Below are 21,670 nucleotides of genomic sequence, written 5' to 3'. Positions count from 1 at the left end.
TATAAGGAAATTAAGTCAAGGGACATGCCGATAATATGAAAAAAGCAAAGAGCACACATGAAAGCCAGCATGATATTCACATCCAACGATGTGATAATTAATGCCGGAGTTGTTTTAGCCGGAATACTGGTTTTACTTACCGATTCAAAGTACCCGGATTTAATAATCGGCGTAATCATCTTTCTAATTGTAACACGCGGTGCATTCAAGATATTAAAACTTGGGAAGTAATGCCGGAAGTGAATTTAAACTCGATAATAACCTGCCCAAATTGTGGGCTTGCAAAAGAAGAAACTATGCCAACTGATTCTTGTCTATATTTTTATGAGTGTGAGAAGTGTAAAACCGTTTTAAAACCGGAGCAAGGCGATTGTTGTGTATTTTGCAGTTATGGTTCGGTGAAATACCCTCCAATTCAGCAAAGCTATAAGTGTTGTAACTGAAAATTTAAAAATAGTATAATGATACCAATTTATATCCTCACGTTTCTGACAATCTACTTTCTGGTAGTGTTTGTAGTACCATCAGTACGAGTAAAGCGCAAAACAGGTATCAATCCCTACGTTTTTAAAAATACCGATTCAGCACACGATTTTTTGGGCAAAGTATCAGCACCCATGACCTCGTTAATATTTATAGTAGCATTGGTAAACCTCATTTATCCTGTTGGTATGCAATATTTAGCTCCTTTTAATTGGCTCGAATTTTTTGCATCAAAAATCACAGGCTTTGCAATTGTTCACTTGGCTTTATTATGGATAGTTATAGCACAAATTCAAATGAGTAATTCGTGGAGGGTAGGTATCGACCACGCGGCAAAAACCGAACTTAAAACCAACGGATTGTTTTCAGTTTCCCGAAACCCCGTGTTTTTGGGTATGTTCGTTACTTTATTTGGGGTATTCCTCATTATCCCAAACGCCGTAACCCTATTAACGTTTGTTGCCTCTACCTTGCTCTTTCAGGTTCAGGTACGCCTCGAAGAAGATTATCTGAAAGGCGTTCATGGTGAACCATATAGTAATTACTGCCAAAAAGTAGGCAGATGGTTTTAACTTTTAATAATTGAAGCAATGAAACAAACAATAAAAATTACCGCAATTGCATTAATGCTTTGCTTATCAGTTCAACTTTTCGCACAACATGAAAAGGAAATCAAAAACAGCGAAGTAGAAGGATTATTCCTTACACTTTCCGACTTTCAAAACGGTAAACTCACCCGTCCAACCGACATGCAACACAAGGGCGATAAAATAAAACTCAAACAATTCTTTATTTCTCCCGACATTATCAGCGTCGAACAGGAGAAAGAAACTGTTTTTTACAAAGACAGCATTTTTGCCATCCGTTTAACCAATGGTGAAAATTACCGTTTTATTAACCGAACACCTTGTTTAATTGCCGATACTTCAAGTTTATACATTTATACTTATAAAACTACTAAAACGGTGTATATACAATCTGGGCGCCATAACAGAGCAAAAAGTATCCCTGTCACAAACTATTATTATAGCACCGGGAAACATAGCGAGAAATTCAAGCTTACGTTAGAGAATATTCGAAAAAATGCTTTGCCCGATCCTTATGTGCATGTAGCTGTGTGCAATAAATTTATAACCGATGAAATGCTTACTAAGTTTAATCCGCAAACCGGCAGGTTTGAGTTGAATGAAATAATATTGTCGCTAACGCAGAAAAATTAATAAATACGGTAACAAACCCAGGTCATCGAAAAGCCGTTCACACTGTTGTTTGTCAGCGTATCGACCCCGAGAATTATAAATACTTAGTGGTTACAGATACCTTGGAGACATCATTGCCCGAGAATACATTTAGGCTGAAGTTTCCGGAGTCTTTTTTCTTTTCAAAATAATGTATATCCTTTCCGCATTATATCGACTTGGCGATCTTCCTCATAATGTGATGATTTTCGCCAAACTTGCAAAGAGCATCGCAATTTTGCCGTAAATCAGAAAACAAAATATAGTTGATTGGCACTTTGATACTCTTTATTGAAGGCCTTGATAATTGCATTCGCACATCTTTTTCCCTGCTATCCGGAATAATGATGTACAACACTTCATCCCCATCTGCGATAGAATATGCAAGATCTGTCAAGCGCAAGATCCCAGAATAAATACTGGTGCTTTTCTCCACCTCAAATGCCCCGATGATATTGTTCGTCGATTTTTGAAACCAAAGTACATCAATCATCTTTATGGTGTTGACGGTATCTTTGTCAGAGTTCATCGTTGGGAAGTTGGGTAGGCAATGAAACGAAAAGCTGGCGCCATTAAACGATCTCGATTGGTCGTTTTGTGCACAAATCACATCATAACCCAAGGCTGTTCCTATTTTTATCAGATGATATTGCATTTCGGTATGCAGATTTTCCTCTTGCCTTTCTTCCTTAATCTTGTTATGCCGTTTTTCAATCAGGGCTTCCAGTTTTTTTCGTTCCGGTTCCGAGAGGTATTCATCATTTCCAAGCAGTAATTTTTGTGTTCCTATTTCAAACATTAGTCCGGAAATTGCTCCAAGGTCGAGAGAAAATTCATTCTCATATTGCTTATTTACGTCTATTAATACCTCCCTTATTTTTAAATACTCACTCCATGACCCCAGCTTTTTCTTGTCCTTGAATAGATAATTAAACCCGTTGATGATAGCCGTATTAGAAGGTGGGATAATTGTTGGATGAAGAAAATAGAGTATGCTTGCAACAGCAGGACCAAGGCCTTTAATCTTCAAATCGTCCAAACGAATAATCTCTCTGATGATTTGCTCTTCATTTGTTGCTTTCAACACATTTTCCAAAAATTGACCAAAAGCGATCTTATTTTTCTCGTTTTCATAAATATCAGGAATCCTCAACTTTGGTTTCCAGTAGAACGGATGTGCTGCCCCTTCAAATACCTGCTTCTGTTCGGTAATGCACGTTAGCACAAACTCCAAAGAACTGCCCTTGAAATCATTACCAAATTTTCCACTTTTGATATCTTCTATAACTTGCAGAACACCTCGCCGAATGGAGCGAAAAGCCTTTAATCTGTCCTCATTGTTTATAAACCAGGTGTTATAAACCGATTCAGTATCAGATTTATACTGCCCGATTATTTTAGAAAGACTAATCGTTTTATAAATTTCCATAGCATTTTATAAGTAGAAGCTTAGATGAAGTACTCAATATTATCGATCCATCCGGCCCTTATGGCCTGCATAATCAATTCGGAAGCATTGGATACTTCCATTTTCCGGAAGATATTTTTCCGGTGCGTGTTCACAGTATGAAAACTAATGTTTTTCTGATTGGCAATCTCTTTGGTTGTAAGTCCTCCGGCAATCAGTCTTACGATTTCAATTTCCGAGCTAGTGAGGTGGGTTGGTTCTTCTGGCTCTTGTCTATTATCGCCTTGTTCGATGATCATATCGAGTATCTCTTCAGCAAAATATTTCTTACCCCTCAATGCCGCATCAATTGCCGCCAGAATCTCTTCCCTGTCAGCAGTTTTGTAAATAATATTCTTAATACCAATTTTAGACAATTCTGTAAATTCGACTTTGCTGATTGAATTGGTAAGTATAAGAATCACTAAATCAGGAAACGTTCGTTTTACTCTTCTAAGATCATCAATACCTTCGTAATCAACCAGATTAAAGTCCGTGATTAATAATCCGCAAAGTTCGTGTTCCAGAACTTTTAGCAATTCAAATTTTGAATTTACAACACTAGAAATAATAAACCGCTCGTCATTTCCCAGTAAAGTTTTCAGTGCTTCAACAACCAAATACTGTGAATCGGCAATTATTATTTTATGTGAAGAATTATTCATGTTCAAGAATAAAGTATTAATACTTTGGGGAATCTATGTTTTCAGGTACATATAAGTTTATAGTATTGTATAATACCAATATGAGCGCTTATTCGCAATAATTGACAAACATCTTTATTCTCAAAGTTAAAAACTACATATGAGTCAGCAAAGTTAACAATTGAGTTTATAAATCCTTCATTAACCACAAACTTACCATCTTCGTTGTCCCTTTCTCTTTATCTTAATCAACTGCTTTTTCTGCCCAAAACTCCTTTTCCCCGAATAGTTTGGTATCAGTCGAAGCAAATCAAACAGCATCCTCGAATTTCCTTGATAATTCTTTATTGAATTATTCGATTTGTCCGTAGTATAACCATTTCCAAGCTCAATCTTTTCAGCTTTCCTTTTCGATTGATAAAACCTCGGCCTTTCCTGAAAATCAGACATTTTAATTGGATGCCTGATCGGATTTTCGTTTCCATCAGTAACAAATACCAGATGCCCTTTCTGAACCTGCCGAATTTCAACATGAAACAGCTTCAGCGCATCGTTATACATTTGTTTGCTAGTGATAAAATCCATCCGATTTAGCTCGACGAATAGGTTTTCAAGGTTCTGTTTCAGGTTCTTGCTATATGCTGTGAATTTCAAATCAATTTTTTCCTTTGGGTCATCATTCTTTAGCTGGTAGGTTTGTTCCAGCTCCCTGATGAACGTCTGGACTTTCTCCTTTTCAAAATTGTCTTTGATTTTTTTGCCAGACTGTTTGTCAATCCTTGTTGATACAATATGAAAATGAACCCGGTCAATGTCTGCATGTCGGTAAACCAGGTAGGGCTGATTTCCATATCCGAGTTGTTTCATCAGATTGTCAAGTTCAGTTCGTATTCCCTTTTCGCCTATCCGGATCATATCATTTATCGTTGGATTAAAAGAGATGTGAAGTCCTTTATTCTTAACACGTGTATTTGCATCCTCAATGCGTTTGAATATTTGGTGGCGGTGTTGAGCGGAATAAATAAATGGATTGGCTGAAGATGTATTCCGGCTATGATAGAAGGTGGCTTTACCTTCTTTTGCCTTTCGCTCATTGTAGAAGAAAGCATTAGCGGTGCTTGATGCCTGATGGATAACGATAACCATTTTAAAATTTTTGCTGGTTATTCATTATGGAATATGATCCATATATTTTTGCAAAAGCTCAAAGCACTTTCTAAGTGTTTCATAAGAGTTATTCAGGGTTCGCTTATCCTCAGAATCGAGTTGGTATCCCAAATAAGTATTCAGTTTTTTGGCAATCTGGTTCAGGTTAACCCCGATCTTATTGAGTTCAAAATCCATTTGACCCATTAATTCCGAAAATTCCTGACTGGCTTCAATCCTCCGGATTTCCCGTTTTCTTAAAAGTTTGGCTCGGCCAAAATCACTAAGGTTGGAGTAGCCTTCCTTTCGGCACCGCTCAGTCAACAGTTCCTTTTCCCGGTTGGTCAAACGAACCCGGATTCCTTCACCTAGCTTTTTATCTACCGGAGTTTGCGGTCGCATTTTTTACCTTTATGGGTTAACTGACTTCTGATCTTAACTGGCTTTTTGAAAGAGGGGAATCATTTTCATCAACCTTTAGGGAATGAGGGGAATGCTCCGTAGGACAGCTTTGTCAAGGTTTTTGTGGAACAAAAACACATCTTGCATTCCCCTCTTTCATGAGATTCCCTCCCCTCTTTCGACCTCCTTTTCAATCAAAAAGACAGGAAAAACCTTTTGAAATTCTTCCCGTCTTTGATGACTTTTCACTTCTGAAAACTGGAAAATCTAACTGACACTTTGCTTTGCACCTTGTCGTTTTCCTTCCGATTTTTCCTGTTTAGCAGTTTCGGATTGACCTTGCTTTTCCTGTTTGAAGTCGGAAAACCCAATTCTGCGTGAGGCTGCATCAATCTGAAGAGCGGCTGAAAACCTTTTCTCATCCTTACCGGTCATGCCTTCAACTGTCACTTTCTTTCCTGCTGCCAGGTTTTCTTTCTGTTCTGCCGATAAGGTGGCTCCCTTGATCTTTTCAGGAATCTGAATGTAGCTGGAGCGAAGTGGGATCATCTCATTCGTTTTGGAATCGATGCTTAGGTAGTAATTATCCTTCTTTCCATCTCGTCCGGTCAGTTCTACCGTTTTGCCAAGATTTTTGTCATTGAGCAAAGCCCCCTTTTCCTCCTTGGAAAACTTATGCCCCATGTACTCATCCGGGATGTTCAACCGTTGGATTGGATGTACCTTAATCCCGACTGATCCATCCTCATTGCTTTGCAAACGGATTTTGGCCGGAATCCTGTAGTCCTCTCCATTGATTTTTGCATTGACCGTGTAGAGTTTATCCGAACGGAAACCATTCAGGAAATCGGTCATCTCCTGTTTTTCCATTTTTTGGATCAGGTCGCGGTTAATACCTACCTTTTCGAGCTTGTCAAAGGGAATCTGATCCATGCTCATGCGTGTTTTCTGCTGTTCCATAATTTTTAATTTTTAAATGGTTAATTAATCAACTTCAAATACATGTTTCTCCCTGCGGTTCAGCTCGACTAAACCACGAAGGATTTTATACTTTTCTTCCGGATCTTTGATAGCATTCAACCGGAATATAGGAGTCGTTTTGTCGGAGGTGTAAATAATCAGGTTGCCCAGTCCAAACAGGCGGTAAATCAATGGCCTTTCTACCCGATAGTCTTTGATCCTGTAATTTTCTATAAACTCATGGTTTCTCCGGAAGATTCCAGAATAGTATCGGAGTTCTTCGGCGTGAATTTCGTATCGGATGCAGTACACCCGAAGGACTTGATAAGCCAGATTCAGCAAAACAAACACACCCAGATAATGGGGCAACCTGTAAACATGTACGATTAGTTTTGCCGGAATAAAATGGATAGGGAGTTGCTGTTTTAGAATCCCATCCATTAACAGGATAACCGGTACTGCCAGGATCGTCAGCAGAAAAGTTTCCAGATTAATCAATTGGGATGGCCTGCTTTTGAAGTAAACGGTATTTTGAATCATGATTTTTTGGATTTTTTAGTAGTTATAGCTTTTTGTTTGATTTGATCCGGTTGATCGGGTTCCGATCTCTGGATGGTAATTGACCGGATATCGTTTTGTATCTTGGTTCGGTTACGTTCCAGTAGTTCCGGGATGTTATCGAACTGGTAAAAATCGGGGATTGGTACAAAGCGCTTTTCTTCCAGTTCCTGAGATTTCACATCGACATTGATCAGACAATTGAAGTTTTTCTGTGCAATTGCCTCACCAAAGTTGTCGGCAACCTGCCCCACCATATAGCCCTGTGGCAAGGTGGCAATCTTTCCTTCAGGCACAAGGAAATCAAGTTGTGTAGAGAAAGTGGAAGATTGGACATTCCGGTTGATATTAACCGATTGGCGTTCCTGTAGGATTTTGCCCATCCTTCCCTGAATAAACCTTGCAGTCTCCCCGGCAGCCTGACCTGAAAACACATTGCCGATGTTGCTGGTAATGGCATTGGCTTGTTCTTTTCCGTAGTCCCGGATCAGTTGGTCAATAGTCTGCACTCCCAATAAAGTAGAAATCCGGTTACTTCTTGCTGTGGCAATCAAAGTGTCCAGTCCCCTGAAATAAATGGTAGGCAGCTCATCAAAGATCAGCGAAGACGGTTGCTGTCCCTTTTTGTTGATGACCTTCAGCATCCTGGTAATGTAAAGCGATAAAACAGCCCCATACATTTCCACTCTCAATGGATTGTTGGCCAGACAAAGGATTTTGGGTGATTCGGGATTGTTGATATCCAGTGAGAAATCATCGCCCGAACAAATCCAGTATATTTCCGGGCTGATGATCTTGGAGATTGCTATCTTCAGGCTTCCCAATTGTCCTTCCAACTGTTCACTGGCTCCGCGTTTGTGTGCATTGATAAAAGGATTGATGATGTTCGCGACATCTTTTTCCTGTTCCATGACTGCGAACAAATCATCGTAGTCCATCTGTAGCAGTTCAATGGCATGGGGCAAAGTACAAAACTGACCATCCTTGTATTTTTTCAAAAACCAGATCACAGCAGCAAAAAAGGAAACGGCAGACTCAGAGAAAAACTCACCTTGTTTTCTTATCCATTCCCTGTTCAGGTTATAAAGGACTGTTCGCGAAGATTCAAAGGCATCAATGGGGCTTTCCATCCACTCCGGCGCCAAAGGATTGCACCGGTAGGACTTCTGGATGTTCTCAAAGTTGATCACATAGAACCGGCTTGATTCTGGCAACTTTCTGTTTTTCTTGGCTTTCAGAAAATGGTTGTAAGTAACCAGCGATAAATCCGGGTATTTAAAATCATAGACACACATCGAAAAGCCTTTCTTTAGGTGTTGCCGGATAAATGGCAGTACTACTGAAAAGGATTTTCCGGAACCGGGAGTTCCGATCACCATCGAAGCACGAAACGGATTGACAATGTTGATCCAACCTTCCTGTTGTTTGTCTTTGTAGAGGTACCGTGTCGGCAGGTTCACTGAATATTCATTCTCTTTTAGTATTTGTTCCTGTGGAAAACTCTCATTCTCCACGTTAAACCGGTCTTTCATCAGGTTGACGTTGATCAGTTTGGAGATGTTGTCAAAGCCGATGTTCAGAAGTACAAAGCCAAAGAAAGTCAGGGTCAGATAAGATACCGGATAAGATTTAAACAGGATCAGGCTCCCCCAATACAGAATCAGACCGGCCACCACTTGCCCTACAATAGAAGAAACGGTGAGTTCTCGGTCTTTGTGAGCTTTGGTTCCGATACAGGTAATGGCCAGAAATACCAAACAAACTGTCTTTGATTTATACACATTTACCAGAAAGGTCAGGTTTTGCATTTTGACTACCAGCGGATGAAAAGCAGGAATGTCTATCCCGTGCGCCGTAAAGTAGCCCAACTGGTTCAGGTACATGGATAAAAACAATAGCAGGTAACTAAAGAACCGAAATCCTTCGTGCAGTTTTTCCAGTTCTCTTCCTTCGGTCATTGACATGGTTTGAGCTTTTAGCTATTCAGAATCCTCCTAAAAGGAGGGTTCTGAATAACATGTTTTAAATTTTCTTTTGTCTGAGGAATCGCCTGAATTGCGATTTACTTCAGAGATTTGGCTTTCATTATATCCTTATTCTTCAGGTTGAAGCTGAGTTTTCGACCGGTGTTGCCTAATGCTTTTTCATTGAGTTCGATCTTCAGGATACGCTGATCCGGAATAGTCATTTTTTCGATTACGAATACTTCCCGAACTGTAACTTCTCCCGGAATGCGCTGCACCTTGTTCTGCTGATACTGCGGAAAAACCTGGTATTCCTGAACATTGGTTGCTTTGGCTTTTTTCTTATCGGTGATCCAGAAATTAAAACTTTCAACATCGTAAGCCATGTTGGTTTTGTTGGTGATCTCCAGTTCAAAAAAGAGTGCATCGTTTTTCAGGTGAATGGAATTCAACCGAATTTTAATCCCATCTTTTTCGGTCTTGCGCTTTCTAAACTGAACTTTGTGTTTGTCCAGAACCTGATCACAAAGGTCTTTTAGCAGGTAATCAGGCATCATCTTACCGGAAAAGGTCATAGCCTTTTGCGAATCAAAAGTTTCAATCGGGTAAGTAATCGGGGCATCATTTCCATACTGTAATTCGAAAGAATAAATCTGGTCGGCACAAACAACCGTTAGTGAAGTTGGCTTGTCAAAAGGCTGCACGGCTTTCACCCGAATCAGGTTTGAAAGTTCCGGAACAATTTCTGCCTGGATTATCGAATAATCTCCAGCTTGTACATAGTTCACTTTATCGGGGCAAACCAGATGGCTGGTTTTAGTATCGGAAATTTTTAAGATATTTTGTGCGCTAACAGAAATCTGAATCATTGCGCAGGTAATTACGATTAAAAAGGATTTCATGGTTATTTGCTTTTGTTGATTAAATAAACGAGGGTATTTTTCTTGATTGTGACTTTTTTGATCCGGATCATTTTTAACAGGGATTGTGCGGTGCGGTCGGCTGCCTGCATCCCCATATAAGTTAGTGGATTGTTACTTACCCCGAACATGGAAGAAGTGTTAGCGCTGCTGCCAACTTCTTTGGCAACTTTTCGGGAGGCGTTATCGGGAACATACAATCCGGGAAGTCCGTCCAGATCGCAAACTGTTATTTGAACCGGAACAAACTTTTCACCTACTGGTATTTGCAGCACTTCAATCTGAAGGCGTTCATTGGTGACTTCACAGATGCCATACAAAAAAGTGTTGGCCGGAATTTTAGCTCCATTTAGCCAGGCTTCTTCCAGAAGCCGCAGCTTCACCCTGTTGCCGGTTAATACCGTGGTGGTTTCATATACTTCAGCTTCAATAACCGGGACTGCTGTATCTTTGGGTTTAAACCCTGACTTGCCGCCTTTCTCCAGAGTAGCGTGTTTGTTCTTTTCGGCTTCCAATTTTTGGTTTATGGAAGTTGTTTCCTTCAGCCGCATATTCAGAGAATCATTCTGCTTGGCCAATCTGCTGTTTTGCCTGAAAACCTTGTCCAGTTCTTCAATACCGGTGGAAGGAATTGCAGCTGATCCTTTTTGATCATTGGAATCTCTTTTGTCTTTTCCTGCCTGATTTGAATCGAAATCCTCATTTTTTGATTTTGCTTCAGCCTGACTGTTTTCCAAATCTTCCCGAACAGTCCGTTCCTTTTGCCGGATGTGCGCCATAAGATCGGTGGAAACATCAGCATTCATCTCAGGAACCGGGTCGTTCTTATACAGATGCTTCCTTCCAGAAAGCAACTGTTCTTCGGTCATCGCTTCTTCTTCAACGATTTCTTCTGGTATAGAATCTGGTTCGCCGGTAATGTTGTAATCATGGGTCGAAGTCACCGCTTTTTGTGCGGAATAGTTGTCCATTTTATCGTAAATCGCGACGCTTTTATCAGCATCGGGAAGGGTGTAATTGGCACCTTTTGCCACTTGCTGCTCTTTTTGCTTTTGTTCTTCCTTTTCCTTCTTTTCTCCCCCTCCCAGCACATAGAATATCAGGACAACAAAAGGGATCAAAACCAACGGAAGGAATAGCAACGGCTTATTTCTTTTCAGGTATGCTTTCATGTATTTCTTGTTTTAAGATGGTTTCAAACGAGTCAACAGGCATTTCAAAGGAGAGGGATTTTTTACGTTTCAGTGTTTTCGCTATATCCGGGTTTCCTTCAATGACCGGTTTAATGGGTTCGTAAGTAATAGCCGGTTTTGGGAAAACAAAGAATGAAATCACATAAATCAGGAACGATGCACCCAGAATGATGGCCCACTTTTTCTTCCGTTTGGCCGGGTCAAGTTTTTGATCCTTTTGATCCATCCGGTCGATCCACTCCTGAAACCGGATAGCTTCGCTGATTCGGGTCACCAGGCTTTTAGATTGTTTATTTTCTGTATTCATAATCGTTGTTTTAGAATTAAAAGGACTTGCGCTTCATGGTTTCCAGATCTTTATTGTCCACTATCAGCCAATCCTCGATCATAAAACCGTGTGGGTTATTGTCTGTCCTGGAAATGTTCCGCAGCCTCCCGGAGGTTTCCAGGTTGCGGATCGTAATATTGGATTTGCGGACAATCTTCTGGCGTCCAAAAAACCGGAACTGGTAAGGGTAAGCTGAGAAGTCAATCTGTACAGAATCGGTTGTCAGGGTCATGCTGATGTCGGAAGCAATGATCTGGTTATAGACGTTGTTTTCTTTATAGGACTGGTACTGCTTCATGGCCGAACCATCGGCCAGATACAGTGCTTCTTTTGCATTGTTTTCGATGTACTGTTTGTCGGGCTCCATCGTAAAAAACAGCTCGTGAAAGCGTTTCACATGGTCTTTGGCCTCTGAAGGCCGGTTGTCCGTGATGTCGGCACGAAGGGCCAGCAAAAGGGATTTGCCGTTGTCCAGCACATAGATTTTCTGGCGCGAACGTTCAACCAGTCCGATGGAACGGGTGAAGACAAAAGTGCTAAAGCCGGTCAAAAGCAGGCTCACAGCCAAAAGGATGTAAACAGTAAAGCGGAACTTGCGCTGTATATCAAAAATCTTATTCATCTTGATTTTGGATTATTTGTTACTGGATTGGATTATTTCATTGCCCCTTTGGTGATCATCATCATGGCAGCAGTTTTCACCATCCGTCCCCCGCCGCTTCCGGTTCCTGAAGCACTGACAATCCACGATGCAATTTTAGGCACCATCATCAGGCCAACAATACCGCAGACCGGCACAACCATATTGGAAACATAGTAAAGCGAGGGCTGGTAGATCAGAGAAGCTTTGGTGGCAGCAATCTCAGCATCAAGCACATAAATCAGCACTTCCTGAACCAATGAAAGGACAATCAGGGCAATGGGCAGATACAGGTTCACATTGACAAACCGGGCAATCCATTGCAGGTAATTCTCCTGAAAACCGTCGAAAATCGAAACGGCAAACACCAGCGGACCAAAGATGATCAGCAGCACACAAAAGACTGTGCGGAGAAAGGCTATCAGGAAAACCAGTGCCTCAAAAAAGGATTCCAGAAGTTGCCGAACACTGTCCATCAGGTAGAAGTTGATCTGGTGCATCAATGCCCTTCCGGAGACTATGTTGTAGGTGGTCAAAAGCAGGTTAACCCCTTTGTCCCAAAGTGCTGCTTCTTTTTCTTCGTTTTCCTGAAACGAAGGCAAATCAACTGCGAGGATAGCATCCTGTTTTTCTTCCAGTTTGGCGGCTACAATGTGTTTTTTGTCAGCATAAACAGCTTCAGAGAGTTTGGTCAGCCCTTTGGTGGGAACCATCAAAAGGTGAACAAACGGAGCCCAGAAAGTAATCACCAACACCAGCGCAAAAGGCCGGAGAAGTGGCAAAAGTGAGATGGGATTGTCTGCAATCAATTGTTCGTAGATGCGTTTGGAGATGTACAGAAAGGCGGCAATACCACCAATGGCTCGGGCCATATTCACCAGTAACTGGGCATTGTCCAGCCCTCCCTGAACCAGTACATCTGTAAATTGAAAAAAGCTTTTGGTACTCATTACTTGTAAAAGCATGAATCAAGTTTTAAATGGTTAATGATCAATGGTTAATTGTTAATCCTTCAGAAAAGCATAAGATTGTGGAACGCTGTTGTTGAAAGCCTGAAAGTGCAGTACCTTTCGGTAGGTGTAGTCAGTCTCGCCGATTTGCTTGTTGAGTTCGCAACGGATTTCGTCAAAGGCTTCCAGCTTTTTGCCGTGGTCAGTTATAAACAGGTTGACTGAAATAAATCGGGTCAACAGTTCATCGGCCTCTTTCTGATAGGTTTGCCTGAGCCATTTGCAGTTGTCCAGTTTGTCCATGTTCGCGATGCTTACATATAGCCGGATAAAACCGGAAGCTAAACTATACACATCGGGCAATTGGTCGGAATTGGAATCGAAGATCTTCTTTTCGATGTCACGCTGGATTTCCGTATTGTTTTTGATCTGTGTTGTTTCCTCATGCCTGCCTTTTATCTGTGACTTTTCAATCAGTCTTTCGATGATCTTCATCAGGTTGACTTTCAACATTCCGGAATATTCTCCCACATCAGACGCAGGCACTGCAATGACCTCTAAATAATAATGCGTGGGCCAGGTTCGGATAAACACACGGGGAATAGGAATGAGATTGCCTTCAAAAGCAATAAAGGTCAACGGATAAGTGCCATTCATATCTGGATAAGTTCCATTCCATGATTTGATGTCAAAAATCTGGGCTTTCAATTCCTTCCCCGGCAGCATTGCTGCCAAGGAAAGGATGAGAATGAAAAGTATTGGTTTCATGGACTTTGTTTTATTGTTTCTGTTGTTTCGATTGCAGGATCATCCTTAATCATAAAGGGTATAGTAAAAGGCGAACTTTTCGATCTGTCCGGTATTGAAACTGCGTTGGTAGGATGCCCAGGCCAGCTTGTTGTAGAGGTAGCAGATGGTTCCATAGTGTTTTTTCACCTCTGTGTAGATCCCATTGATGGTGTCGTACCGCTGTTTATCATCCATCATAAACAAGTCATCTGCCACGATAGTATTCAAAATGGTGGTGACCAGCTGACGGCTGTCATCCAGAACCAGGTCAAATGATTCGACAATCACAGCAGCCTGACGGGTCGTGAAGTTTTCATCCTGAACCAACAAAGGCAGCTTGGTAGTATAGATGTAGATGATCTTATCCAGCATCTCCTTGGTCTGCTTGATGCGCTTGTAGTCCTTGATCAGGTAAGAAACTTTCTGAAGGCTTTCCAACTTCTTTTGGTCAATACCCACCAGTTCCTGGGTCAGGCCTTTGATGTCGCCGTTCAAAATTTTAATCAGCACATTGTACCAGTTAATTTCGGACAGGATTCCCTTTTCCTGTTCCCATAAAGCTTCCCGCTGTATGCCTGCCCCCACGTCGGTCACAGGGGTCTGGGCGAAGGTCTTGCAGGTCGGCAGGATACTGAAAAATGCAATGAACAGTGTGATCAAAAAAGTTGCTTTTGTTGGAACCGTTGTCATTGTTCTAATTGTTTTCATGGTTGTAATTGTTGATGTTTTACATGGATTTGAGAATTTGAACAAAGGATTGATCCTGTTGCTGATTCAGCTTTTTCAGGATCGTTTCCTTTTCGCTTTGTTCAGAGGTATAGCAGTAGTATTCCGGTTTGCTGACTTCCAGTGCATAAACCTGTGAGTAGCTTCCAAGGCCAATAAATACTTCCTTGAGCTTTCTTCCGGATGGCAGGTTTTTGTTGATCGAAAGGATCTGGTCTTTCTGGAACTCCGACAATCCAAGGGTGTCGCTGATGCTTTGGAACTTGTTCCGGAACTTGCTCATGTCAAGCAGGATTCTGGTGTCAGCGTTGTTAATAATCGCATCGCGGATCACCGGAGAAGAAATCACATCGTCCACTTCCTGGGTAACTACCATCGCCTCACCAAAAAACTTTCGTATAGTCTTGTAGAAATATTTGATGTAAGCTGCCATCTGGGGAGTAGCAATTGCCTTCCAGGCCTCTTCGATACAAATGACCTTTCGAACGCCCTTTAACCGCCTCATTTTCTGCATAAAAATGTCGATGATAATCAGTGTAGCTACCGGAAAGATCGTTGCATGATCCTTGATATTATCCAATTCAAAGACAATAAACGGGCAACGGAAAAACTCATCGGTATCCATCTCCTTGTTCAGCAAATAGTCATATTCTCCACCACGGTAGTATTTGCCCAGAATAAAGAAAAACTCATTGCTGTTGAACTGGATGGACTGTTCCTTAACCAGTTCAGGAATGTAGTTTTGGCAATACTCGTAATAACCATTGAAAGAACGTTCCTGCGAATCGGAAGAAAAGAATTCAGTCAATGAATGTGCAATCACATCCTTTTCCATTTCCGACAGGTTTTCCTTGTAAATGGTATAGAGCACTGACAGGATTGTCTGTTTGCGCTCAATGTCCAGTTCGCCTTCCAAAATAAAAGGATTGAACGAAATCGGATTTTCAGTGGTAAACTCTACCATCATAGCCCCACCCTGGTCTTTTAACCGTTCATTTAAGTAATGGGTCAGTAGTTCATAGCTTCGGCCAACGTCCAGCAAAACAATGTGACAGTTTTCACTTTCAGCATACTGGCGAAGCAAATGGTTGGTAAAAAAGGATTTTCCGGAGCCTGATCCGCCAATAATGATTTTGTTGCGGTTATGGATCAGGTGTTTGTGCATCGGTTCATCCGAAATATCAATCTTTACCGGGCAACCTTCCAGACGGTCGGAAAGCCGGATGGTAAAGTCCGAGTCACTGTTTTTCATTTCCCCTTCGAAGTTGGTCAGGCAACAGGCCTGGGGAACCTGAGTGATGAACAGTTCGGTTTCCGGTAGCTGCGTGGAGAAAGGCACACTGGAGAAAAACAACATTGGCAGATCGTGCGTATGTTGGTACGGAAAACAGTTCATCATCGAAAAAGCAGAACTGGTTTCGCTTTTGTGTTGCTTCAAATCTTTCAGGGCTGAATCGAATAACATCACATTGAAGTGAGTTTTCACGATCTTTTCTCCTGAAGTTTGCACCTGGTCCAGAAATGATTCAATCAGCCCGGCATTGACCTTGTTTTCTGAAGAAAACTTGGATAAACTGAAGATTTTTTTGTAGTTGCTTTCCAGAAAACCCTTGATTTCCTGCTGATCGGGAATGTAGATAAACTGGTTGGTGATGTGCGAAAATGGCAGGTGATAACTCACCGGGTATACCAGTGAAACGGGTAGTCCGGTCTGCGGATGTTCCGAAGCCGGACGAAGTTCTGCCGGAATATGCGAATAGTCGCTCAATGATAGGATTTCCACAAACTGATCCATTACTTTTAACCTGTCTCGAAAATCGATTCCTCCCAGAGCCGGGTGGTTCTCGGTAAAATTGAGGCTCAGAAAACGCTCGATCAGTCCGAGTGAATGTTCATCGCCAATGGCTTCTTCGCGGGAAATGGGTTCACAACCGATTCCATTCTGATTAAAGATGGCTATGATATTACTTCTAAGTTCGTTGATCTTGTCGTACTGCAATTTTTCCAGGTTGCGCTGCGTCCGGGAAAAAATCAAAGCGGATTCAAGGTAGTTTTTCAGAAGGCCTTTATTGAGCAAACTGATGTAAAAACAGCAGTTGTGTTTTAAATATCGTCTTCCGTCAAAGTGCTCCAGATAAGATTCATTCAGGCTTTCCTTTGCTCCGGTTATTTCTGATTCCGATTCCGTCGGATGGAATTCGTTGATCAGGAAAAAATCCTGTTTATGGATAAAACTTCCGGCAGGCAGCAAGTTGATCATCCGCTGAAAAGTATCGTGCAACATATAAAGTTGCTCGGTACTGCATGACAGAACTTCCGGAAGCCTAAGTCGGAAACCGATAGTCAGATCGAGGTTATTGGAGACCAGAACATCACCGTTAAATCCCATTACAGGTAATATACTCTCAAGGTTCTTGATCTTCATGCTGTGTGAATTTGATGGATTCGTCGTTTGCAACTAATAAATTGGGGCAGTTTCTTGGCGGTCTGTTTCTTGCCCCATCCTTCCGGACCGTATTTCTTCTGGATGGTATTGAGCCGGTAGAGGTATCCGAAGAAAGCTGGAACTCCGATCAGCACTGCCGGAAAAACCCCGGCCAGAATGTAGAGTGCCGAGAATAAAAAGAAGGTAGCAATGATGCCATACAGTGCCCGGAATACCAAAGGGCCGGAAAGCCCTTTGATATACAACCGGGTATCCACCTTTTTGACTGGATAGCCCAGCATTAGACGAAGAATGCTTTGATTACGACACCCACCAGAATCAGGAACAGACAGGCGCCAAACCAACCCATAATGGATTTCTGAGTATCCTGATCTCCGCTCTGCCATTTGATATAAACACGGACTCCTCCAATCAATCCGACTACTGCTCCAATGGCAATGATCAGGTTGGAGATCGGGTCAATGTAGGAACTTACTTCGGCTGTGGCCTGATCAATACCGGCAGCGGACTGCGCCATTGCATGGTATAGACTGAGGATAAGTAGTGCAACAAGGGCTTCTGCCCGTTTAAAGAAAAACTGAACTTTTGTTTTCATGAAACTTTGAGTTTTTAAGAATGAATTACTAGGATAAATTATGACTGAAACTGGATGTTCTCCAGGATTTCCGGGTTGTGGGAAAGATGGTCTTCGTAGAATTGTTCGACATTATAGCCTTCATCAATACCGTTATCTCGATAAAAGTCCACTTTGAGGTCAACAGGCTCAATGTGATTGAAAGGAATCAGTTCTCCGGGATAATCGGAGGCTGAGACCAAAATGGGAAGCATCCGTTCAGGGTGGATGTCTGTTTCATCGGCATTCTCGAATAGATTACCGGATGTCCGGCCAGAGCGGCTGAGCCAGGCCCGGATGAAAACTGCGGCGTAATAGACGCTGCAAAGCAGAAAAAGCATGGTGGTAAATTTGGTCCAACTGATGGTGTCCAATCCAAACATAGGGCTTCAATTTTAAAGGTGAATACTGAGTTCTTCCCGTTCGGACCATGATCAAGTCATGATCAGGAATTACTTTTCCGAAACCGGGCATCGCAAAATTGAAGGATCGAAAATTATAAATTACCCAAGGTGTTCCCACCTTGGGTGTTTTATATGGTTAACCAAATTATGTTTTGATTAATCTATTTGATATGTTTTAATTGAATTTGGAGGTAGCTTTGTTAAACAAAATCTTCAGATTAATTGACTTTGATTGTGTTTGTTTGAATTAGAACAAGCCAAAATATTTTCAAAAAGAGGAAGAAAAAACGACAAAAAAGAAAAAGAAAGTCCTTTGGATTGCCGTTTGTGGCAAAAATGCAAGGCTGTTCCGGTTAACTTTTAGAAAGTTGCTTAAAAAACAAACGAAAATGGTTAAAAACCGGAACACTCGCACTGGCCTTGCAGTTTTACGGTGCGCAGGACTGGCGGGGAGAACGGCTAAGTTTGAGTTTCTTTTTTGGCTTGGCGTAAGGAGTCTAAGCTTACAAAACAATTACAATAACCTTACAAAAGCGTGCGGGCAAAAGGCATGTGTGGTTACTGCACTGGAATGGAGCGATTGGATGGGATGAAATGAAGCTTGTTCCCGGACTTTGTGATTTGAATCGTGCGTTTGGAAAGGCCGGGGCAGGCGAAATGGAATTTGGGCAGGACATCGCGAAATGCAAGGTAAGGAACCACTCTTGCCGTGGGTTCAAATCCGGCTTATAAGCTGAACGAGAGGGCTGAGCGACCGGTTCCGGTGAGGCACGAACGGGATTAGGGAGCGAAAAAGCGAGTGAAGCGAATGTGCCGGATGAACTGGGGAGAAGGAATTAACATTCGACAATTTTCTGCTATGAAAACAGCCTGAAAACCTAAAAAAAACAGGAAGTGTGACCAAGTCCGGGAAAGTCAATGCAGGCATGGAATGCCTGGAATTGAGCTTTAAACCGGCTTGGATCACTCTTCCTCACTGAATCGAGGCTTGTTCGCGCCTTGGCGAAGCCAAAGCGCGAACAGGCCGCAGAACCAACTAACCAAACATCGGCTAATACCTGATTTTGTGTTTACCTTTGTATCGTTTAATCCTAAGCCCTTTTATCCTTGGTATCCCTGTCAAAAGCTACCAGGTTAAACATTTCCCGCATCCGGCTTCTGATGCGGTTGCCATAAATGGATTCCAATTCTGAAGCGGAAAGGTTGGTGGTTATATGTGTCATCATCCGTTTCGAGACAAACAGGTCATAGCGGTTTAACAGGATTTCAGCCATCACATTGCACTCGTTGCCGTAGTATTTCGGGGTTTGTTCCAATCCCAAATCATCAAAACAATACACTTTGGGCAGGAGAGGCATATTGGCATATCTGACAAATGAACCCTTGCTGTAATGATTGATCACGGCAAACCCGTCTTTTTCAAACTCAAAACTGATCTCCCTGGTTGGTTTGACGAGGTATTGGGTCTCTCTTGGGAAAAAGTAGCTGACTAGTTGCATCAGGGAGGTTTTACCGCATCCTATTGGGCCTGTCAGGAGAATTCCTTTTCTCAGGCTGATTCCGTGATTTGCCGCATTTTCCTGGTCACCAATGGCATAAACCAGCAACTTGTATATTAGTTCGAAGTCGGATTCGACCAAAGAAAAATGCTTTCCAAACAGGATTTTGCCCCGTTCATCCATCCATTGCAGGCTGACCGGGAAACTGAAATTAAAAACTCCGCCTCGGTAATCGGCGATTTGCTCATAGGGGTTCAGAATAATCTTTGTTGACGGTGACGCTAAGTTTGCTGGTCCCGACTTGATTGGGTTCTCGTTCATCTGTTTTAAAACTTTGGGTGTTGTTCATCCATTTCCGGGCAACGGCCTGCCAGGAAAGTATTTTCATCTGATCCCCGGTCTTCCAGCCTGACGACTGGTAGTGGGCGTAAAACTTCTGCGCTTCGCTGCGCGGAAACAGGTTCTGTTCAAAAAATTGTTCGACTTCGGATATATCCGGAACCGGAGATTTCTCGTCCGGAAGATTTTCGGAATTGGTCGTTCGGAATCGTTTTTGCTTTTTTTCGTTTTCATCAATTTCAAATTTTTGATTTCTTCTGACTGACTCTTCTTCTTGTTTGTTTTTGTTTAAACTGTTTATAAAAGGTGTATCAGTTGCTGTATCACTAGCAGTATCATTTTTGATACCGGCACCACCAATTTTGTCGCCAGCGGTATTTCTTCCAGTATCACTTTTGAGATCGCTGGAAATACCGGTATCACTTGCTGTATCAGTTCCGGTATCTCCAGCTGTATCATTTTTAATACCGGTATTCCTTGCAGTATCGGTTGCTGTATCATTTATGAGATTGCAGGATGTATCGGTATTCCTTCCGGTATCAGTTCCTGTATCACCAGCGGTATCATTTTCAATACCGGTATCTGTTCCTGTACTGCTTGCGGTATCAGTTGCAGTATCAAATCTGATACAGGAGACACGGCTGCCTGAATGTATATTAGATGAAGGGATGTATTGGATATACCCCCACTGGGATAGTTCCTTCATGCACCGGGCGTATGTATTAACCGAACCTAATCGGGAAATTTCCATTGTTTCTGCCCGGGTAATGACAAATTGTTCCCCAAACCGGTCAGCATTCCACTGCTGAAACAGGGCAAAATACAGGCTGATGTGATAAGATGACATGCGGTTGTCTTCAGCCAGCCGTGCAAAAAATCCATTCAGGTGTCTGATGTAGTTCATCGCTTCAGATCGAAGCTAAACCTTTTTTGTTTCTGAGTGGGCTCCAGCATTTTCCGAATATCCTCGTAATCGTAAAACATCTGTCCCCCAATTTTAGTAAACGGAAGGGTTCCGTTTACACGAAGGTTTTGAAGGGTTCCAGGAGAAATACTTAGCAACTTTTTTACTTCGTAGGATTTTAACCATTTTTTGGCTGGCTGACCACGTTGTTCGTTAAGCATCTTTCTTAACTCGGTGAGTAATTCGATCTTGAATTCCCGGAGGTCGTCTGTTGTAATAATTTCTGAAGGCATAATTTTTAGTTTTGAATGATACATTTTGAATGCCTCCAAAAATCAAAATTTCAGAACGATTCTTTTCCCAAGGTGTTCCCAAGTTGGGTGTTTTATATAGTTAAGTAAATTATAGTTTAATAATTTTATTTGATCTGTTTTGATGTAATTTGATCAGGACATTGTTAATCTGTCGTTCCGGATTAATTGAATTTGATCGAATTTGGTTGGATTTACTAAAGACGATATTTTCTTTAAAAAAGTGAGAAAAGCATATAGATCTGCTGATAATGCGAATAGGTAGGATCATTTCAGGAAAATTGACAAAACAAACAGAGTAAGAAGCCCAAAAATTGATTGAACTGGATAAAGTTTTTCTTTTTAACGACTAAAAAAATGGGGAGGCAAAGCCTCCCCATTTTCAGAATTTGATCTGGGTTTCAACTTCTTTGATCCTCTCGTCCAGAGTCGTTTTGATTTCTTCCATCACAGCAGATACTACTGGAGTGTTAGAAGTTTTAAACTCTTTTCCTGATGCGTCCCGAAGGAATACTGTTGCACCCAACCCATCTGCTCCCAGGGAGAAGGTTTGCAGGTTCCTTCTGGTTTCGGTGAGCTTGCGCCACTTTTCGATGAGCATGCTCAAATCTTCCACTTTCTGGATGCGCTTTTCCAATGAAGGAACTTCAACAACTTCTTTTTCATCTTTCTTTACAACTTCCAAAGAAGTTTTTGGTTGTTCTACAATCTCAGCATCGAGTTTTTTAGCTGCATTATTCATATTATTTACTGCTGCCTTGCAGGT

Annotated in this window: 26 protein-coding genes; 4 read left to right on the top strand and 22 right to left on the bottom strand. The window is 41.8% G+C overall.

Annotated elements, in window-relative coordinates; all coding sequences use genetic code 11:
- Positions 1-57 precede the first annotated feature (57 nt).
- Genes AQPE_RS18925 through AQPE_RS18910 form a run of 4 tightly spaced genes read left to right on the top strand, consistent with a single transcriptional unit; the run spans position 58 to position 1,703 of the window.
- The gene (locus tag AQPE_RS18925; protein ID WP_449658189.1) at positions 58-231 is read left to right on the top strand and encodes a hypothetical protein; all 174 of its coding nucleotides are present in this window, start codon (positions 58-60) and stop codon (positions 229-231) included.
- Positions 231-443, top strand: a complete 213-nt coding sequence (locus tag AQPE_RS18920) for a GDCCVxC domain-containing (seleno)protein (RefSeq protein ID WP_318348061.1) — start codon at positions 231-233, stop codon at positions 441-443. The genes AQPE_RS18925 and AQPE_RS18920 overlap by 1 nt, the downstream gene beginning before the upstream one ends.
- Positions 444-461: 18 nt before the next feature.
- Positions 462-1,055, top strand: coding sequence for a methyltransferase family protein (locus AQPE_RS18915; protein WP_318348060.1), 594 nt, complete (start codon positions 462-464; stop codon positions 1,053-1,055).
- 18 nt (positions 1,056-1,073) lie between these two features.
- Positions 1,074-1,703: a hypothetical protein gene (locus tag AQPE_RS18910; RefSeq protein ID WP_318348059.1), complete on the top strand. Its 630-nt coding sequence runs from the start codon at positions 1,074-1,076 to the stop codon at positions 1,701-1,703.
- Between the two features lie 187 nt (positions 1,704-1,890).
- Here AQPE_RS18910 and AQPE_RS18905 read toward each other — a convergent pair whose 3' ends face one another.
- The 22 genes from AQPE_RS18905 to AQPE_RS18800 all read right to left on the bottom strand — a co-directional run bounded on the left by AQPE_RS18905 (position 1,891) and on the right by AQPE_RS18800 (position 21,646).
- Positions 1,891-3,150 carry a type II restriction endonuclease gene (locus AQPE_RS18905; RefSeq protein ID WP_318348058.1) on the bottom strand — a complete coding sequence of 420 codons (1,260 nt, stop codon included), beginning with the start codon at positions 3,148-3,150 and terminating at the stop codon, positions 1,891-1,893.
- A 20-nt stretch (positions 3,151-3,170) separates the two neighbouring features.
- Positions 3,171-3,833 carry a response regulator transcription factor gene (locus AQPE_RS18900; protein ID WP_318348057.1) on the bottom strand — a complete coding sequence of 221 codons (663 nt, stop codon included), beginning with the start codon at positions 3,831-3,833 and terminating at the stop codon, positions 3,171-3,173.
- A 192-nt stretch (positions 3,834-4,025) separates the two neighbouring features.
- A complete protein-coding gene (locus AQPE_RS18895) occupies positions 4,026-4,958 on the bottom strand; it encodes a relaxase/mobilization nuclease domain-containing protein (RefSeq protein ID WP_318348056.1) in 933 nt (310 codons plus the stop codon).
- A gap of 24 nt (positions 4,959-4,982) precedes the next feature.
- Positions 4,983-5,360: a plasmid mobilization protein gene (locus tag AQPE_RS18890; RefSeq protein WP_318348055.1), complete on the bottom strand. Its 378-nt coding sequence runs from the start codon at positions 5,358-5,360 to the stop codon at positions 4,983-4,985.
- Between the two features lie 267 nt (positions 5,361-5,627).
- Positions 5,628-6,320, bottom strand: a complete 693-nt coding sequence (locus AQPE_RS18885) for a DUF3945 domain-containing protein (RefSeq protein WP_318348054.1) — start codon at positions 6,318-6,320, stop codon at positions 5,628-5,630.
- Between the two features lie 24 nt (positions 6,321-6,344).
- On the bottom strand, positions 6,345-6,860 hold the full coding sequence (locus AQPE_RS18880) for a PH domain-containing protein (RefSeq protein ID WP_318348053.1): 516 nt from the start codon (positions 6,858-6,860) through the stop codon (positions 6,345-6,347).
- Positions 6,857-8,836 (bottom strand): type IV secretory system conjugative DNA transfer family protein, encoded by a 1,980-nt coding sequence (locus tag AQPE_RS18875; RefSeq protein WP_318348052.1) that lies wholly within the window; start codon positions 8,834-8,836, stop codon positions 6,857-6,859. Before AQPE_RS18875 ends, AQPE_RS18880 begins: the two co-directional genes overlap by 4 nt.
- A 104-nt stretch (positions 8,837-8,940) precedes the next feature.
- On the bottom strand, positions 8,941-9,744 hold the full coding sequence (traN, locus tag AQPE_RS18870; protein ID WP_318348051.1) for a conjugative transposon protein TraN: 804 nt from the start codon (positions 9,742-9,744) through the stop codon (positions 8,941-8,943).
- A gap of 2 nt (positions 9,745-9,746) precedes the next feature.
- Positions 9,747-10,934: a conjugative transposon protein TraM gene (gene traM / locus AQPE_RS18865; protein WP_318348050.1), complete on the bottom strand. Its 1,188-nt coding sequence runs from the start codon at positions 10,932-10,934 to the stop codon at positions 9,747-9,749.
- Positions 10,909-11,262, bottom strand: coding sequence for a hypothetical protein (locus AQPE_RS18860; RefSeq protein WP_318348049.1), 354 nt, complete (start codon positions 11,260-11,262; stop codon positions 10,909-10,911). Before AQPE_RS18860 ends, traM begins: the two co-directional genes overlap by 26 nt.
- A gap of 16 nt (positions 11,263-11,278) precedes the next feature.
- Entirely contained in the window at positions 11,279-11,905 is a 627-nt protein-coding gene (gene traK, locus AQPE_RS18855) for a conjugative transposon protein TraK (protein WP_318348048.1), read from the bottom strand.
- 32 nt (positions 11,906-11,937) lie between these two features.
- Positions 11,938-12,888, bottom strand: a complete 951-nt coding sequence (locus AQPE_RS18850) for a hypothetical protein (protein WP_318348047.1) — start codon at positions 12,886-12,888, stop codon at positions 11,938-11,940.
- Between the two features lie 39 nt (positions 12,889-12,927).
- On the bottom strand, positions 12,928-13,641 hold the full coding sequence (locus AQPE_RS18845) for a hypothetical protein (protein WP_318348046.1): 714 nt from the start codon (positions 13,639-13,641) through the stop codon (positions 12,928-12,930).
- Positions 13,642-13,686: 45 nt separating this feature from the next.
- Entirely contained in the window at positions 13,687-14,370 is a 684-nt protein-coding gene (locus AQPE_RS18840) for a hypothetical protein (RefSeq protein WP_318348045.1), read from the bottom strand.
- Positions 14,371-14,389: 19 nt separating this feature from the next.
- The gene (locus tag AQPE_RS18835; RefSeq protein WP_318348044.1) at positions 14,390-16,813 is read right to left on the bottom strand and encodes a TraG family conjugative transposon ATPase; all 2,424 of its coding nucleotides are present in this window, start codon (positions 16,811-16,813) and stop codon (positions 14,390-14,392) included.
- Entirely contained in the window at positions 16,810-17,115 is a 306-nt protein-coding gene (locus AQPE_RS18830) for a DUF4133 domain-containing protein (protein ID WP_318348043.1), read from the bottom strand. Before AQPE_RS18830 ends, AQPE_RS18835 begins: the two co-directional genes overlap by 4 nt.
- Entirely contained in the window at positions 17,115-17,429 is a 315-nt protein-coding gene (locus tag AQPE_RS18825) for a DUF4134 domain-containing protein (protein ID WP_318348042.1), read from the bottom strand. The genes AQPE_RS18830 and AQPE_RS18825 overlap by 1 nt, the downstream gene beginning before the upstream one ends.
- Before the next feature lie 38 nt (positions 17,430-17,467).
- Positions 17,468-17,830 (bottom strand): hypothetical protein, encoded by a 363-nt coding sequence (locus tag AQPE_RS18820; protein WP_318348041.1) that lies wholly within the window; start codon positions 17,828-17,830, stop codon positions 17,468-17,470.
- A gap of 1,112 nt (positions 17,831-18,942) precedes the next feature.
- Positions 18,943-19,671: a P-loop NTPase family protein gene (locus AQPE_RS18815; RefSeq protein ID WP_318348040.1), complete on the bottom strand. Its 729-nt coding sequence runs from the start codon at positions 19,669-19,671 to the stop codon at positions 18,943-18,945.
- Positions 19,595-20,593: a hypothetical protein gene (locus tag AQPE_RS18810; RefSeq protein ID WP_318348039.1), complete on the bottom strand. Its 999-nt coding sequence runs from the start codon at positions 20,591-20,593 to the stop codon at positions 19,595-19,597. The genes AQPE_RS18815 and AQPE_RS18810 overlap by 77 nt, the downstream gene beginning before the upstream one ends.
- Positions 20,590-20,886 (bottom strand): helix-turn-helix domain-containing protein, encoded by a 297-nt coding sequence (locus AQPE_RS18805; RefSeq protein ID WP_318348038.1) that lies wholly within the window; start codon positions 20,884-20,886, stop codon positions 20,590-20,592. The genes AQPE_RS18810 and AQPE_RS18805 overlap by 4 nt, the downstream gene beginning before the upstream one ends.
- Before the next feature lie 400 nt (positions 20,887-21,286).
- The gene (locus tag AQPE_RS18800) at positions 21,287-21,646 is read right to left on the bottom strand and encodes a hypothetical protein (protein WP_318348037.1); all 360 of its coding nucleotides are present in this window, start codon (positions 21,644-21,646) and stop codon (positions 21,287-21,289) included.
- Positions 21,647-21,670: the final 24 nt, after the last annotated feature.

Source organism: Aquipluma nitroreducens, from assembly GCF_009689585.1.
Taxonomy (GTDB): domain Bacteria; phylum Bacteroidota; class Bacteroidia; order Bacteroidales; family Prolixibacteraceae; genus Aquipluma; species Aquipluma nitroreducens.
Note: the sequence above shows the minus strand (reverse complement) of the source record. Positions and strands in the feature narration are given on the sequence as shown.